At 58.5% G+C, this 14,812-nt stretch carries 14 protein-coding genes; 7 read left to right on the forward strand and 7 right to left on the reverse strand.

All coding sequences use genetic code 11. From position 1 onward, the window contains the following. The first annotated feature begins 36 nt into the window (after positions 1 to 36). The 4 genes from MGEO_RS06225 (at position 37) to MGEO_RS06240 (ending at position 5,261) form a co-directional block, all read left to right on the forward strand. Positions 37 to 2,589: a penicillin-binding protein 1A gene (locus MGEO_RS06225; RefSeq protein WP_085635839.1), complete on the forward strand. Its 2,553-nt coding sequence runs from the start codon at positions 37 to 39 to the stop codon at positions 2,587 to 2,589. Between the two features lie 97 nt (positions 2,590 to 2,686). Beyond that, positions 2,687 to 3,811 carry a peptide chain release factor 2 gene (gene prfB, locus MGEO_RS06230; protein ID WP_085635840.1) on the forward strand — a complete coding sequence of 375 codons (1,125 nt, stop codon included), beginning with the start codon at positions 2,687 to 2,689 and terminating at the stop codon, positions 3,809 to 3,811. A 133-nt stretch (positions 3,812 to 3,944) separates the two neighbouring features. Then, a complete protein-coding gene (locus tag MGEO_RS06235; protein ID WP_085635841.1) occupies positions 3,945 to 4,727 on the forward strand; it encodes a DUF2189 domain-containing protein in 783 nt (260 codons plus the stop codon). Between the two features lie 132 nt (positions 4,728 to 4,859). Continuing rightward, positions 4,860 to 5,261: a c-type cytochrome gene (locus MGEO_RS06240; RefSeq protein WP_085635842.1), complete on the forward strand. Its 402-nt coding sequence runs from the start codon at positions 4,860 to 4,862 to the stop codon at positions 5,259 to 5,261. Between the two features lie 45 nt (positions 5,262 to 5,306). Here the strand turns inward: MGEO_RS06240 and MGEO_RS06245 are convergent, their stop codons facing one another. The 3 genes from MGEO_RS06245 to MGEO_RS06255 form a co-directional block, all read right to left on the reverse strand. Continuing rightward, complete coding sequence (locus MGEO_RS06245) at positions 5,307 to 5,528, reverse strand: hypothetical protein (protein ID WP_085635843.1); 222 nt, start codon at positions 5,526 to 5,528, stop codon at positions 5,307 to 5,309. Further along, positions 5,525 to 6,673, reverse strand: a complete 1,149-nt coding sequence (locus MGEO_RS06250) for an aromatic ring-hydroxylating oxygenase subunit alpha (protein ID WP_085635844.1) — start codon at positions 6,671 to 6,673, stop codon at positions 5,525 to 5,527. Before MGEO_RS06250 ends, MGEO_RS06245 begins: the two co-directional genes overlap by 4 nt. A 111-nt stretch (positions 6,674 to 6,784) precedes the next feature. Continuing rightward, entirely contained in the window at positions 6,785 to 7,579 is a 795-nt protein-coding gene (locus tag MGEO_RS06255) for a helix-turn-helix domain-containing protein (RefSeq protein WP_085635845.1), read from the reverse strand. A 265-nt stretch (positions 7,580 to 7,844) separates the two neighbouring features. Here MGEO_RS06255 and MGEO_RS06260 point away from each other — a divergent pair, with 265 nt between their 5' ends. Further along, positions 7,845 to 8,210: a hypothetical protein gene (locus tag MGEO_RS06260; RefSeq protein ID WP_085635846.1), complete on the forward strand. Its 366-nt coding sequence runs from the start codon at positions 7,845 to 7,847 to the stop codon at positions 8,208 to 8,210. Positions 8,211 to 8,266: 56 nt separating this feature from the next. On the opposite strand, the gene ilvN is transcribed toward MGEO_RS06260, so the two are convergent. Both ilvN and MGEO_RS06270 read right to left on the reverse strand, forming a co-directional pair. Beyond that, positions 8,267 to 8,827, reverse strand: a complete 561-nt coding sequence (ilvN, locus tag MGEO_RS06265) for an acetolactate synthase small subunit (protein WP_085635847.1) — start codon at positions 8,825 to 8,827, stop codon at positions 8,267 to 8,269. An 86-nt stretch (positions 8,828 to 8,913) separates the two neighbouring features. Next, on the reverse strand, positions 8,914 to 10,668 hold the full coding sequence (locus MGEO_RS06270) for an acetolactate synthase 3 large subunit (protein ID WP_085635848.1): 1,755 nt from the start codon (positions 10,666 to 10,668) through the stop codon (positions 8,914 to 8,916). 441 nt (positions 10,669 to 11,109) lie between these two features. Between MGEO_RS06270 and MGEO_RS06275 the strand changes: the two genes are divergently transcribed. Further along, positions 11,110 to 11,349 (forward strand): hypothetical protein, encoded by a 240-nt coding sequence (locus MGEO_RS06275; protein ID WP_085635849.1) that lies wholly within the window; start codon positions 11,110 to 11,112, stop codon positions 11,347 to 11,349. Here the strand turns inward: MGEO_RS06275 and MGEO_RS06280 are convergent, their stop codons facing one another. Beyond that, complete coding sequence (locus MGEO_RS06280) at positions 11,350 to 11,994, reverse strand: response regulator transcription factor (protein ID WP_085635850.1); 645 nt, start codon at positions 11,992 to 11,994, stop codon at positions 11,350 to 11,352. Further along, a complete protein-coding gene (locus MGEO_RS06285; RefSeq protein WP_085635851.1) occupies positions 11,991 to 13,415 on the reverse strand; it encodes a cache domain-containing protein in 1,425 nt (474 codons plus the stop codon). The genes MGEO_RS06280 and MGEO_RS06285 overlap by 4 nt, the downstream gene beginning before the upstream one ends. 223 nt (positions 13,416 to 13,638) lie before the next feature. Between MGEO_RS06285 and MGEO_RS06290 the strand changes: the two genes are divergently transcribed. Beyond that, positions 13,639 to 14,724 (forward strand): TRAP transporter substrate-binding protein, encoded by a 1,086-nt coding sequence (locus tag MGEO_RS06290; RefSeq protein ID WP_085635852.1) that lies wholly within the window; start codon positions 13,639 to 13,641, stop codon positions 14,722 to 14,724. Positions 14,725 to 14,812 lie beyond the last annotated feature (88 nt).

Raw genomic sequence — 14,812 nt, forward strand, 5'->3', positions numbered from 1 at the left:
TTTTGTAGGGGTATCAAACTTGCTCAGGGGCACCACGTGATCAGATTTATCCTGTCATTCTTCGGCGCGATCTTCACCCTCATCACCATGGGGATGATGATGGTTGCGCTTGGCGTGGGCGGTGTCTTCTGGATGTATGGCCGCGATCTCCCCAGCCATGAGAGCCTTGCGCAGTATACGCCTCCGACGATCAGCCGGATTTATTCGGTCGAGGGCCGGATCATCGACGAATTCGCGCAGGAACGGCGTCTGTTCACTCCGGCCAACGAAATACCCGATCTGGTCAAGCAGGCCTTCATTTCGGCGGAAGACAAGAACTTTTACACCCATCAGGGTTACGACCTGCGCGGTATCGCAGCGGCGGCGGTTGATGCGGTTGCTTCTGGCGGCCGTGACGTGCGCGGTGCATCGACCATCACCCAGCAGGTCATGAAAAACTTCCTTCTGTCCGGGGATCGCCGGGTCGAGCGCAAAATCAAGGAGATCATCCTTGCGTCCCGGATCGAGGACACGCTGAGCAAGGACAAGATTCTCGAACTCTACATGAACGAGATCTTCCTCGGTCAGAACTCCTACGGGGTGACGGCCGCCGCGCAGACCTACTTCAACAAATCCCTTGTGGAACTGGCTCCGCACGAAGCCGCCACGCTGGCCTCCATGCCCAAGGCACCGTCGGAATTCCATCCGGTGCGGCGCAAGGATCGGCTGCTGTCACGCCGGAACTTCGTTCTCAAGGAAATGTACGAAAACGGCTATATCGACAAAGAGACCTACGAGACCGAAGTCGCGATGCCCCTGAAATCGGTTCAGAACGGGGACTACGATCCGTTTCGGGATGCGCTGCCTCCGCGCAGCTATTTTACGGACGAAATTCGTCGTCAGTTGAGCGAGGACTTCGGCGAGGGCGAATTCTTCTCGGGCGGCTTCAGCGTGCGCGCGACGCTTGATCCTGAATTGCAGGTCGAGGCGGAGGATGCGCTTCAGCGTGCCTTAGAGCAGTATGATCGCTCTCAGGGTGTCTGGCGTGGCACCGGAAAGAAAATACCGGCGGATCAGTTGACCAATGAGACAACATGGCGCGAAGCGCTGGCCAACGTCACCATCGCCCGCGATATCCAGCTTGAGAACCCGTGGTATCCTGCAGTTGTGCTTGAAATCGGGCAGAACGATGCCCGCATTGGTATCGAAGGTGTCGCCGATGATGAGGACGGGCACTGGATCCCGGCGAAAGACGTTCAATGGGCCCGCAAACGTAACAGCGATGGATCGCTTGGCCGGCGCGGACAGGTTGCCGGTGACCTTCTCGAAGTGGGTGATGTGGTACATGTCCGACGCATGACGGCGGATGACAACGGCAGTTTCATAAGGTGGACGCTGCGGCAGGTCCCGCAGGTGCAGGGCGCCTTCATGGCGATGGACGTCAACACCGGTCGTGTGATCGCCATGCAGGGCGGTTTCAGCTACCAGCATTCGGTTTTCAACCGCGCAACTCAGGCGCAGCGGCAGCCGGGATCGAGCTTCAAGCCCTTCGTGTATGCGGCCGCCCTCGACAGCGGGTATTCCCCGGCGACGATCGTTGTGGACGCGCCGATTGAGATCAACACGCCGCAGGGTGTGTGGCGCCCCAAAAACGCGTCGAACAAGTTCTATGGCCCGACACCCCTTCGCACCGGGATCGAGCAGTCGCGTAACCTGATGACCATCCGGCTCGCTCAGGAAGTCGGGATGGATACCGTTGCCAACTATGCCGAGAAATTCGGCGTCTACGACAACATGGGCCGCGTTCTGGCGAACGCATTGGGTGCGGATGAAACCACGCTGTACAAGATGGTGGCCGCCTATGCGATGTTCGCCAACGGTGGTGAACGGGTGGAGCCCACGCTGGTTGACCGCGTGCAGGACCGCTATGGCAATACGGTTTACAAACACGACCAGCGTGTTTGCGAAGACTGTACCCTTGCCAGCCTGCAACCGGGACTGGGACCGACCGTGCGCAGCAACCGCGAGCGCGTGATGAACGCGGTTACGGCCTATCAGTTGACCTCTATGATGCAGGGCGTGGTCGAACGTGGCACCGCGCGCCGGGCCGTCAATCTGCCGGTTCCGACCGCAGGCAAGACCGGCACGACAAACGACGCCAAGGATGTCTGGTTTGTTGGTTTCACATCGAACATCGTGGCGGGCTGCTACATCGGCTTCGACCAACCGCGCAGCCTCGGCAGCGGCGCATCCGGTGGTGGCATGTGTGGCCCTGTGTTCAATTCTTTCATGCAAAAAGCCGTGGCCAAATACGGCGGCAGCAGCTTCCGCGCGCCGGACAGCTGCCAGTTCATCAAGATTGACCGGAACACCGGCGCACGCCTGTCTGACAGTGCGAGCGGTGACAACGTTGTGGCTGAGTGTTTCCGCGAAGGCGAGGAGCCGATCTTCGGTATCCAGTTTGATGGCGGCTTTGCGATGGGGTCGAATTTCGAACTCTATTCCGACAGTGCGGGTGCAACCAAGCAGGTTACGACCAGTAGCGGCGGGACAGCCATCGTCGGACCCAAAGCCTCTTTCGGCACGCTCAGTTCCGGCGGCCTTTACTGAGTTCTGACACGGTCGGCTCTGACGACGCCGCCTTGAAGGGGCAGCGGCGCTGGTCTATCACGGGTCGTCACGAGGAGCCGAGCAAACAGGATCGCCAATGCGCGCTGAAATCGAAAACACCGTTGAACAGATTGAGAAATCCCTGAAGCTGCTTGCGCAGCGTCTGGATTGGGAAACGGCACAGCACCGGCTTGAGGAATTCAACGCCCGCGTCGAGGATCCAAACCTCTGGGACGACCCGGCCGCGGCGCAGAAGCTGATGCGTGACCGCCAGATGCTTGTGGATGCCATCGAGACCTACACATCGATCAAGCAGGATCTGAGCGACAATGTCGAGATGATCGAACTCGGTGAAATGGAAAGCGACAAAGAAGTTGTCGTCGACGCTGAGAACGCACTGAAATCCCTTGCTGAGAAAGCATCCAAAAAAGAACTTGAAGCGCTGCTCGACGGAGAGGCGGACGGCAACGATACGTTCCTCGAAATCAACTCGGGCGCGGGCGGAACCGAAAGCTGCGATTGGGCATCCATGCTGGCGCGGATGTATGTCCGCTGGGCCGAGCAGCACGGCTATGAGGTTGAACTTCAATCCGAGCAGCCCGGCGAAGAAGCAGGCATCAAATCGGCGGCCTACAAGATTTCGGGACCGAACGCCTATGGGTGGCTGAAATCGGAGTCCGGGGTGCATCGTCTTGTCCGGATTTCGCCCTTCGACAGCGCGGCCAAGCGCCATACGTCCTTCTGCTCTGTCTGGGTCTATCCGGTGGTGGATGACAACATCGAGATCGAGATCAACCCCGCCGACATTCGGATCGATACGTACCGGTCTTCGGGGGCAGGTGGACAGCACGTCAACACAACGGACTCCGCTGTACGGATCACCCACGCTCCCACCGGGATCGTCGTGACCAGCTCGGAAAAATCGCAGCACCAGAACCGCGACATCGCCATGAAAGCCCTGAAGTCGCGCCTTTATCAACTCGAACTCGACAAGAGGAACGAGGCGATCAACGCCGCACACGAGGCCAAGGGCGACGCAGGCTGGGGGAACCAGATCCGATCCTACGTTCTGCAACCCTACCAGATGGTCAAGGACCTGCGCACGGGACACGAGACCTCGGACACCAAGGGAGTTCTGGACGGAGACCTTGATCCGTTCATGGCGGCAACTCTGGCTCAGAACGTGTCCGGCAAATCCCGCGCGGACGCACGCGCCGAATAATCCCGTCTGCCAAATCCAGAGAGGCGGTGCCACGCTGCATCGCCTTCATCATATTCCGCTGATCCTTCTGTTGCCAAACTCTGCGTAACCCGCTTTCATGCCTTGGCGCGAACGTCATGCTTGGGAGGAGGGCATGAGGGAAACCCCTGAACTCGGCGTACCGACACTGGAGCCTGTGTCGGTCGATACTCTGCGAACCGCTTTGAAACGCGGATGGAGCGACTTGGTGCGCGCACCGGGCTATGCTCTGGTTTTTGCCGGGTTTTACGTATTGGCGGGCTGGTTCATTTCCTGGATCACGCTGCGCACCGGAACGACCTATTGGCTTGTGCTCGCCGCGATCGGGTTTCCACTGATCGGACCTTTTGCGGCGGTCGGCTTCTACGAAGTCAGCCGACGCCTCGAGCGTGGTGACCCGCTGGTGTCGTCAGACATATTCGGTGTTGTCCTGCACCAGTCGCGGCGGCAACTGCCGTCGATCTGCGCGATCATCATCATGGTGTTCCTCTTCTGGTTCTTCATCGCGCACATGATCTTTGCTCTCTTTCTGGGCCTGAGCACGATGACGAATGTTTCCAGCTCCCTCGATGTGTATCTGTCCACGAACGGTTTGATGATGCTCACCGTAGGCAGCATTGTGGGCGCGCTCTTTGCCATTCTGCTGTTCAACATAACCGTCATCGCTCTCCCGCTTCTTCTGGACCGAGAGGTGGATTTTGTCACGGCGATGATCACTTCGTTCCAGTACGTGCTGCAAAACCCGGTCGTCATGCTGGGATGGGGCCTGTTCATTGCAGTGGTGACTTTCCTTGCACTGATTCCGGGGTTTCTCGGACTGCTGATAGCGCTTCCGCTCTTGGGACATGCAACCTGGCACCTCTACGATCAGGTGCGTCGGCCTCCGATGACAGTGTAGTCCCCTGAGAATTCGGCATTGGCACCATGACCTGTGTCAAAGTGACCTTCATATTCGGGCGATAGCATGTGATTGTGGGTGTCCGTATCCACGGGCCGCCCTTGGCACATGTGCCCAGATATGGAGGAGACTATGAAACTGACTGTTTTCTATTCAGTTTTGACGAGTACCTTATTGGCCGGTTCTTTGGCCGTCGCTCAGGATGCCGATGTTGGCAAGTCCACCTATGAGCAATATTGCGCCACATGCCACGGCATGAGTGGGGCAGGGGATGGTCCACTGACCGAGATCATGACGACCTCGGTGCCCGATCTGACCACGCTTGCTGCTTCGAATGACGGCGCGTTCCCGATGCTTGATGTGATCCATATCATCGATGGGCGCACCGGTCTGCGTGCCCATGGTGGGCCGATGCCGGTGTACGGTGCATTGTTCGACGAAGAAAGCCACAGCAATTCTGCCTATGGCGACGTGCTCTATACACGGGGCAAGATGCTGTCCGTGGCCTATTACCTCGAGTCGATCCAGAAATAGGAAAACGATGCAACATGCGGACGCCCGCGCGCCCGCATGTTTTTCTCAGGTGAGGGTCTCGCGGCCCATCTTGGCAAGGCGACGGCGGAGAGTATCCGCACGTGCATCGCCACATTCCAACGCAAAGACATAGGCGTGCGTCAGAAAGAACCCCGAGGCCTGTTCGTCGCCGGCCTCGTTGGCCGCCTGTTCATACAGTTGGATCAGCGCCGGGCCGTCTTCGCGGTCGTGCGCAGCCAGCAAAGCCTCGTCCAGTGTGCGGTTCATTTGGCCGCGCGGTGACTCGCGATCCGATCCGCCGCCCACTTATGGAAACAATGCGTCGGACCGTCCATTGCCGGCGAGAACCGTCCGCCATCGAAACCTGGCGCGCGCCGTCCACGTTGCATCCCTTCCACAACGAATATGTCTTCTTCGAACACGACCTTCCATTGCGCTGCGTTTTTCTGGCGCAACGCGTCGTCTGTGTCGGGCGTGGCGTAGTAGAGATGGATGAATTCCTCGGTCTGTTCCGGTCCGTTCGGGCGCAGAATGATCGCGAATGCATGATCCCGGTGTACCCCAAGAAGCACGTTGGGATAGATCGACAGGTATTCCGCGCCGGCATCCCACTTGGCGTCAAGATTGGCGAAATCCGGAAAAATCGCCCCATTATCGCCGTGCAGTTGACGGTACACGAGCGTGCCTTGACCCGATGTCAGCCCGTCCTGTTCGATATTGTAGTGGTCCTCGAGCCGGGAATAGCTGTTCAACCCGGGATGCACCCAAGGCAGGTGATAGCTTTCACAGTAGTTCTCGACTGCGAGTTTCCAGTTGCCGTTCACAGTCAGCGAAAACGTGCTGTCCGCGCCACCATGGAACATAGGCTGCTCGAACTCCGCCCAACGGGCAATGACATCGGCCATCGCGTCTTCGAAGGCCGGTGCGGTGCCGGACATGTTGATCCAGACCACATCGCGCCATACATGGCTGCGCACTTCGATCAGGCCTAGCGTGCTGCGGTCAACGTCCTGATGCGAGTTGAAGCCGGGGCCGCCAACATGCGGTGTGGCAACCAACTGCCCCTGAGTGCTGTAGCACCACGAATGATACGGGCATCGGATTGCACCCTCGATCTTGCGCGGTTCCTCAACAAGGATCATGCCGCGATGGCGACAGATGTTCTGGAACACCCGCACCACGTTGTCTCGTCCCCGGATCAGCAGCAGCGGGATATCGAGAAATGTGATCGGAACCGCGTCTCCCGCCTCTGGCACATCAGAGGCAACTGCAAGACCTGCCCAACCCGCGCCGAACAGCGCGTCCCGTTCCTCGGCGAATTTCTCCGGATCGGTATAATGCGCGTTGGGAAGACCGCGTGCCTTGGCCGTGGGTTTCTGAACATCCGCCAGAATGGGATCAATCACAGTCATCGCCGCCTCCGATCATTGACTGACCGGCAACCTGCCTCGAATGCGCGCACTGGTTCGCGTCAGATCACGACACAAACTGACGCCAACCGACCTCCGCATTTCCTGATTTCGTTAGTGGAAGGGTTCATCCACCCGCAACTGCGTGCGTTGATAGGGAACCAGATCATCCACCGAGCAGAAGCCGGATTTTCGGGCAGCCTCTCGGACTTTGGGCCCATTGGATCCAAGATATTCATAGACGAGCCGCGCGACACGCGATCCGGTCAGGCTTTCGCGAACGGTCCGAACGGTGTAGCCGACCCAGTAATTGTTCTGGAAAGACGGCACCTGTGCGAGAAAATTGAACGATGTCGTCAGCGCACCGCGTCTGCTGACCAGACCGGCAATGCCACCCTCCTGCGCCAAAAGAATTCCTCGGAACTCGCGGGTCTTGGCATTGGGCGGCAATCCCTGCTGAATAATGGCCTGCTTTGCCTCGAAACCGCGCAGAAAGGTCGCGTCATCCTTGCGGTAGACATAGACCAGCCCCTGAATGAATTGGGTCTCGTCCAGAAAACTGCGTCGGGCAAACTGATAAAAGCCACTGGGAAACAGGCTTTCCGTCAATTCTCCGACACCACCCGAAAGAAATTCCGAGATCTCCGGATGGTTGAGCAGCGACCGAGCGCCCGAGTCCATATCCGACAGGGGTTCGAGTATGATGCGCGCATCTACGTTGAAATACTGGCAAATCCGAAAGAGCACATCAGGTCTGGGAAAGCTTTCACCAGACAGGTATCGATTGAATTGCGTTCTATTGATCCCGAGATCCCTGCAAAGCGCCGAAACGGATTCCGTCGATTTGACCAATTCCCGCAGATTGGCTCCCAGCGTGTTGCGCAATTCGGATGGGCTCGGGGTCGACACGACATGATGCCTTTTTGAAGTGTCCGTGCGGTCTGCTCATACGCATTACACGTATAAGGTGTTAATAGACATTCCGTATAAACTATAACAGGTTTTCCGTGAGAGTTTCTGTTGTGAGTGGTGCGGAATTGTGTCAATGGTGACGCGTGTTCGCGTCAGGGTCAATTGCAAATGACACAAATTCCGAGGGTCCGTCTCCAAATTCGGGATGTTGTGACGCAAAAAAAATTAAGACATTGGAATTCCAAAATGGGGAACCAATAGTATGAAACTGCAGAACATGTTCGGTGTTGTCCTGTGGTCGGACGCAGATGCCCAGAAGGCGGTCATCTGGTGTGAAGATCAGGGCGAACTCGCCTATTATACACCGGGTGACGACTGCGTTCACGAGGCGCCGTCGCTCGATGCGGGTGATCTTATTCAATTTGACGTTTCGATTCAGCAAAACGTGCGGAAAGCGACCAATCCGCAGCTTCTGATGCAATCGCATTCGCCGGATCTGCCCCGGCAACTGCAGGCGCGCCAGAAAGCTTACTCCGGTTCGTCGGACCTCCCGTGCGGGAAGCCGGCAAACAAAGTTGTGGACCTCGCGGATTACTTCGATTCCGAACCGCAGAGAAAAATGGCGTGATCTGACGTCAGCCTGCGAAACCGCAAGTCTGACGGTTCAAGTCGGCTGAGACTGTCTCACAAACCGCGCGACAGCGCTGCAACACCCGTGCGCGCCACTTCGACCAGGCCAAGCGGGCGCATCAGATCGACGAAGGCATCGACTTTTTCGGGAGTGCCTGTGATCTGGAACACGAAGCTTTCCAGTGTGCTGTCGACCACCTGCGCACGGAAGATATCGGCCAGCCGGAGCGCCTCGACACGTTTGTCGCCGGCCCCTTCGACCTTGATCAGCGCCAGTTCCCGCTCGACCGATCCACCCTCGACAGTCAGGTCATGCACTTCATGCACCGGAACGATCCGACCAAGCTGCGCCTTGATCTGTTCGATGACCTGAGGTGTCCCGGTTGTCACGATGGTGATGCGGCTGGTGTGACCCAGATGGTCGACCTCCGCAACTGTCAGGCTTTCGATGTTGTATCCCCGGCCCGAGAACAGCCCGATCACCCGGGCAAGCACACCGGGTTCGTTGTCCACGAGAACCGCAAGTGTGTGGGTTTCCTGCACGTCCGAAAAGGTCGGGCGAAGGTTGTAGGCGGAATGCTTGGTGGAGCCTTTTTTGATATTCAGCGGGGACATGATCTTCTTCTTTTTCCAAATATGCCGGGGGGTGTGGGGGGCTGGCCCCCCACGGATCGGGCCGGCATCAAAGCCGGCGCGAACCTTTACACCATGACTGCGCCCTTGGAGCCGATGGCATCCTTGGTGCTTGCTTCACCCAGAAGCATCTTGTTGTGCGGCTCTCCCGACGGGATCATCGGGAAGCAGTTCTCGTGTTTTTCGACAAGGCAGTCGAAAATCACCGGTCCGTCATAGTCGAGCATTTCCATGATCGCGTCGTCCAGATCCGCCGGATCGCTGCAGAGGATGCCCTTGCAGCCAAAGGCCTCGGCCAGCTTTACGAAATCGGGCAGGGCCTCTGACCAACTGTGCGAATAACGTTCACCGTGCAGCAGTTCCTGCCACTGGCGCACCATACCCAGACGTTCATTGTTGAGGATGAACTGCTTGACCGGCAGGCGGTACTGAACTGCGGTGCCCATTTCCTGCATGTTCATCAGCCAGGAGGCCTCACCGGCCACGTTGATCACCAGCGCGTCCGGATGCGCAACCTGCACGCCGATTGAGGCCGGGGTGCCATAGCCCATCGTGCCGAGTCCGCCCGATGTCATCCACCGGTTCGGATCTTCGAACCCGAGGTACTGCGCCGCCCACATCTGATGCTGGCCGACCTCGGTGCAGATGTAGCGATCGCGGCCCTTGGTCAGCGCCTCGAGGCGGTCAAGTGCGTGCTGCGGCCGGATCGTTTTGCCGGAGGGCTTGTATTTCAGACAGTCGACCTTGCGCCATTCCTCGATCCGCGCCCACCATTTCTGGATCGCTTCGCGGTTCACCTTGCGACCGCGCGCTTTCCAAACCTTGAGCACGTCCTCAAGCACGTGGCCCACATCTCCGATGATCGGCATGTCGACGCGGATTACCTTGTTGATCGAAGACGGGTCGATATCGATATGGGCTTTGCGCGACTTCGGGCTGAACGCATCCAGACGCCCAGTAATCCGGTCATCGAACCGTGCGCCCACATTGATCATCAGGTCGCAGCCATGCATGGCGAGGTTGGCTTCGTAAAGCCCATGCATTCCCAGCATACCCAGCCAGTTCTTGCCGGACGCCGGGTAGCAGCCCAGACCCATCAGGGTCGATGTGATCGGAATGCCGGTGGCATCCACCAACTCGCGCAGAAGCTGGCTCGCACCCGGTCCGGAGTTCACGACGCCGCCCCCGGTGTAGAACACCGGGCGTTCTGCCGTCTCGATGGCTTCCACCAGCTGCGTGATGGTCTCCATGTCGCCCTTCACCTGCGGCTGGTAATGGCTCACCGAGGCTTTGGCCTTTTCGGTATAGGCGCCGCTCGCGAACTGAACGTCCTTCGGAATGTCGATCAACACCGGGCCGGGACGGCCAGAGGTGGCGACATGAAACGCCTCGTGGATGATGCCGGACAGCGTGTCGGTGTCTTTCACCAGCCAGTTATGCTTGGTGCAGGGGCGGGTGATGCCCACGGTGTCCGCTTCCTGGAAGGCGTCCGAACCGATCATGAAGGTCGGCACCTGACCGGTGAGAACCACAATCGGAATGCTGTCCATCAACGCATCGGTCAGGCCGGTCACAGCATTGGTGGCACCCGGGCCGGATGTCACCAGAACCACACCGGGCTTTCCGGTTGCGCGCGCATAGCCTTCTGCGGCATGCACCGCACCCTGTTCGTGGCGCACGAGATAGTGACGAATTCCGTTCTGCTGAAAAATCTCGTCGTAAATCGGTAGCACAGCGCCACCGGGATATCCGAATACTGTGTCCACACCCTGATCCTTCAGGGCCTGAACCACCATTTTCGCTCCGGTCATCTGACGTGTCATCGCTTTGCTCCGTTTACAGACACTTCTGTTCGTTACGCGAAAAAAAACCCCCGCTTTTCAGTCGGGGGCGCATGGGGTCCTCATCAGGTTCCGTTACCGGCCCATGCGCTTTCCTACAACAATGACAAGTACTCGTGCCATTTTGGCTCCTTTTCGCGTGGGGCGGACATTATGGTGAGCCTTCTGGGGCGTCAACATCGAAAAGCGCGAAAAAAGTACCCGTGCGGCAGTTTTTCTTGTCAGAAATTTCGTGAAGTGACCTGTTTGGCGAAATATCGCGAAATCCAGAGGGCGGATGCCACCAATACGACTCGGTTTGCCGGCTCTCACACGCCATGTGCGCCAGCGCGCGGAGTTGTGAATTGCCTGTAATGGGGTTTCAGATTTAAAGTGAACCGCAGAGTTTACTTGTAACGCCAAAGTTCCCGCAGGGAGGGTTCCATGATTGGCAAACACAAAACCCGGGCAGCGTCCTTCACTCTGGTTCATGCGGGTGTGTTGATCGCTGCGCTTGGACTGGCTCCGATCCTGAGTGCGGAGCTGGACAACATCCGCAAGGCGGCTGGCGTCGAGCTGTCAGAGCTGTCCTACCAGGAACAGCCTGAGCCACGGATCATCCGCGCGTCTTTCAAGGCGTTCTGGTCCTGCGACGAAACCGAAGTGGACGATGTCGACGTGTGATCAGCCGTTGACGCCGGTGCCCTGAAGGACACCGTGCTCCAGCGCGTATCGTGTCAGCCCGGCGGTCGAGCTGATGCCGAGCTTTCGCTTGATGTTCTTGCGGTGCGTTTCCACTGTGCGCACAGAGATATCCAGGCTCAGAGCGACTTCCTTGTTGGATTTGCCCTGGGCCAGTTCCAGAAGAATGGTCTGCTCCCGGTTGGTCAGCTGTTCGCGCCCGGACCCTTCTGCCGGTGTCAACGCACCTTCGGCACCCGTACATAGATACTGTTCACCGCGCATCACCGCGTCGATCGCGTTCTTGATTTCGTCTGTTGGCACGTCTTTCAGCACATATCCCTTTGCTCCGTGGCCAAGCGCAGTCGAAATGTATTCCGGGGTATCATGCATGGACAGGACGAGCACGCGGGTCTGCGGACGGCGCTCCAACACGATTTCCGTTGCAGATAGACCGTTCAGGCCCGGCATGTTCAGGTCCATCAGGACCACATCCGGCGCCAGTTCGTCCAGCTGGTCGATCAATGACTGACCGTTGCTCAGTGTCGCAATCACTTTGATGTCGTCATAGCCTTCGAGGATCGCCTCGATCCCCTCGGCCACCATCGGATGATCATCGACAACAACGACCCGTGTGCGATCAGTCATACCGGTGCCTCCGTCAGTTTCGTATTGCGCCGATCTTCCGGCGGCAGGATGTGGGTCAACGGAACCTGCGCTTCGATAAGGGTCCCCTTTGGCGTTGACAAGACCCGCAACGAACCGCCCAGCTGGTCGATCCTTTCTTGCATGTTGCGCAGGCCGATCCCGGTGCGGCCTTCCTTGCCGCCGGTTTCGAAGCCGCGCCCATTGTCTTCGATCCGAAGCGTGGCACCATCCCGGTGACCACGCAGATCGATCTTCACCTCTGTGGCCTGCGCGTGGCGTTCAACATTCGTCAATGCTTCCTGCGCGATCCGATAAAGCGCAATCTTGGCATCCTGATCCAGCCGATTGCGGAACACCACGGTGTCGAAATCCGTTCGGATGCCGGTGCGGCTGCGGAAATCCTCGCTCAGGGATTTGATCGCCGGACCGAGGCCCAGATCGTCAAGAACGCCGGGCCGCAGATCGCGGCTGATCCGGCGCACTTCGGTGATCGCGGTGTTCAGATTGTCGATGCCTTTCTGCAGCGGTTCGGCTGCATTTGCCTCACCTTTCCGGGTGCGGCGAAGAGCGACGTCCAGCGCATATTTGACCCCGACAAGAATCTGGCTGATCCCGTCGTGCAATTCCCGCGCAACGCGACCGCGTTCTTCCTCCTGCGCGTCCAGCACCCGTTGGGTAAGCTCTCGCAGCTTTGCGTCGGCCAGCTTGCGTTCGCGCACGTTCAGGAACAACCCGCTCAGGAACACCATTGTCAGGGCGACCAGCGTGATGACCGAAATATAGACAAAGGTACGCTGAACCCGTGCCTCCACTTCGGCCCGCGCTGCCGCAACCGAGGCAAGGATGTCGTCAATGAACACACCGGTCCCCACGGCCCATCGCCAGCTTGGAAATGAAGTGACGTAAGTGATCATCCGCGCCTCTTCTCCGGTCGAAGGTTTGGGCCACAGGTGTTCCACATATCCGGCACCGGATCTCGCGGTTCGGATGAACTCTTCGACAACGCGGGTGCCATCGCTGTCTTCGAGATCGAGCCAGTTGCCATTGATCAGCTCGGTCTGCCGCGGGCTGACAAGGTTGGTGCCATCGTAATCGTAAACGAAAAAGAACCCTTCATCGCCATAGATCATGGCGCTGAGGATCTGTGCCACCTGATCGCGCGCCGCCATGTCATCGGGGGCTGCAGACCCGTAAATGAAGTAAAACCCGTTGCGCGCCTGTGTGACATAGTTCTGAAGCTCGCGCTTTTTCGCCTCGATCAACTGGCTCTCAAGCACTGCGATTTCGCGATCCGCCATTGCCCGCGACTGATTCGCCACAAGAATAGCGATGGCCGCTGCCGACAGGATCAACGGCAGCGAGGCCAACAGAAACAGCTTCTGGCCGTTGGTGATCCGAAGTCGTTCGAACGCCCTGCGCATGACAAATCGCTACCGCAGGAGGGGGAGGATGCAAAGCGGCGAAATCATCGGGACATCGGCAAATGACGCAATTTTTGTCGGAAATCGGCGCAATTTCTGCATGGCCTACGTAGGAGTGGGTATTTGCATCGCCAAATCGTCTGGCTAGGGTCGGCGCACTTAACGATCCGCGCAAACAGCGGGCTGGCTGCTTTTGCGCATCCAATTCAAGGGGAGGAAATACATGGATCGTCGTTCATTCCTACGTGCGTCTACTGTCGGTGCAGGTGCTGCCGCAGCAACCACTCTGGCAACACCGCTTGTCGCTCAGAGCACCCGGACGCTGACAATGGTCACATCCTGGCCGCGCGGCTTCGCGGTTCTCGATGACGCAGCAAGCTACTTTGAAACCATGGTGCGCGAAATGTCCGGTGGCAGCCTCGTCATCGACAAGAAAGCACCGGGCGAACTGGTGGGCGCGTTCGAAGTGTTCGACGCTGTGTCCTCGGGTCAGGCAGACCTGTACCACTCCGCAGACTACTACTTCATCGGTCAGCACCCGGGCTACGCGTACTTCACCGCCGTGCCGTTTGGCGGCACCGCGCAGGAAGTATCGAACTGGTACTACCATGGCGGCGGCGAAGAGCTGCACGACGAACTGGGCTCGATCTTCAACCTCAAGGGTCTGATTGCCGGTAACTCCGGTTCGCAGTCCGGTGGCTGGTTCCGCAACGAAATCACGTCGGCAGACGACTTCAACGGCCTCAAGTTCCGTATGCCGGGCCTTGGCGGTCAGGTTCTCACCAAGATGGGCGCCTCCGTGCAGAACATTCCGGGTGGCGAACTCTACCAGGCTCTGTCCTCGGGTGCGCTCGACGGTCTGGAGTGGGTTGGCCCGATGGCTGACGAACGCGCCGGCTTCCAGGAAGTGGCAAAAGTTTACTACACCGCCGGTTTCCACGAGCCGGGTTCGGCGCTTGCTGCCAACGTCAACCTCGACGTCTGGAACGAGCTCAGCGACCAGCACAAGGCCATCCTGCGGTATGCATCCATGGCGACCACACAGTTCCAGCTGGCCGAAACTCTCGCCAACAACGGTGCCGCACTGGCCCGTCTGCAGGCGCAGGGCGTCAAGACGCTTCAGTTCTCCGACGACGTCTGGGATGCGTTCGGCGCAGCCTCGAAAGAGGTCATGGACGAAAACATGAACGACGAACTGTTCGCCAAGATCCGCGCGTCCTTCGAGGAAAGCCTCGCGACCTCGGCCGCATGGATCAACAAGTCCGACGGTTACTACGTCGAACAGCGCGTTCGCGTTCTGGGTCAGTGATCCGGCCAGTTTCACAATAATCGGGGGCTCCTGCATCGCAGGGGCCCTTGTTTGGCGTCCGGTACAAAATGCCGGGCAACCCGATACA

Source organism: Marivita geojedonensis (genome assembly GCF_002115805.1).
GTDB classification, from domain to species: Bacteria; Pseudomonadota; Alphaproteobacteria; order Rhodobacterales; family Rhodobacteraceae; genus Marivita; species Marivita geojedonensis.

Bases quoted from the DNA above. Each gene is read 5' to 3' on its own strand.
- prfB (WP_085635840.1), top strand. From the start codon at position 2,687: ATGCGCGCTGAAATCGAAAACACCGTTGAACAGATTGAGAAATCCCTG.
- MGEO_RS06235 (WP_085635841.1), top strand. From the start codon at position 3,945: ATGAGGGAAACCCCTGAACTCGGCGTACCGACACTGGAGCCTGTGTCG.
- MGEO_RS06240 (WP_085635842.1), top strand. From the start codon at position 4,860: ATGAAACTGACTGTTTTCTATTCAGTTTTGACGAGTACCTTATTGGCC.
- MGEO_RS06245 (WP_085635843.1), bottom strand. From the start codon at position 5,528: ATGAACCGCACACTGGACGAGGCTTTGCTGGCTGCGCACGACCGCGAA.
- MGEO_RS06250 (WP_085635844.1), bottom strand. From the start codon at position 6,673: ATGACTGTGATTGATCCCATTCTGGCGGATGTTCAGAAACCCACGGCC.
- MGEO_RS06260 (WP_085635846.1), top strand. From the start codon at position 7,845: ATGAAACTGCAGAACATGTTCGGTGTTGTCCTGTGGTCGGACGCAGAT.
- ilvN (WP_085635847.1), bottom strand. From the start codon at position 8,827: ATGTCCCCGCTGAATATCAAAAAAGGCTCCACCAAGCATTCCGCCTAC.
- MGEO_RS06270 (WP_085635848.1), bottom strand. From the start codon at position 10,668: ATGACACGTCAGATGACCGGAGCGAAAATGGTGGTTCAGGCCCTGAAG.
- MGEO_RS06275 (WP_085635849.1), top strand. From the start codon at position 11,110: ATGATTGGCAAACACAAAACCCGGGCAGCGTCCTTCACTCTGGTTCAT.
- MGEO_RS06280 (WP_085635850.1), bottom strand. From the start codon at position 11,994: ATGACTGATCGCACACGGGTCGTTGTTGTCGATGATCATCCGATGGTG.
- MGEO_RS06285 (WP_085635851.1), bottom strand. From the start codon at position 13,415: ATGCGCAGGGCGTTCGAACGACTTCGGATCACCAACGGCCAGAAGCTG.
- MGEO_RS06290 (WP_085635852.1), top strand. From the start codon at position 13,639: ATGGATCGTCGTTCATTCCTACGTGCGTCTACTGTCGGTGCAGGTGCT.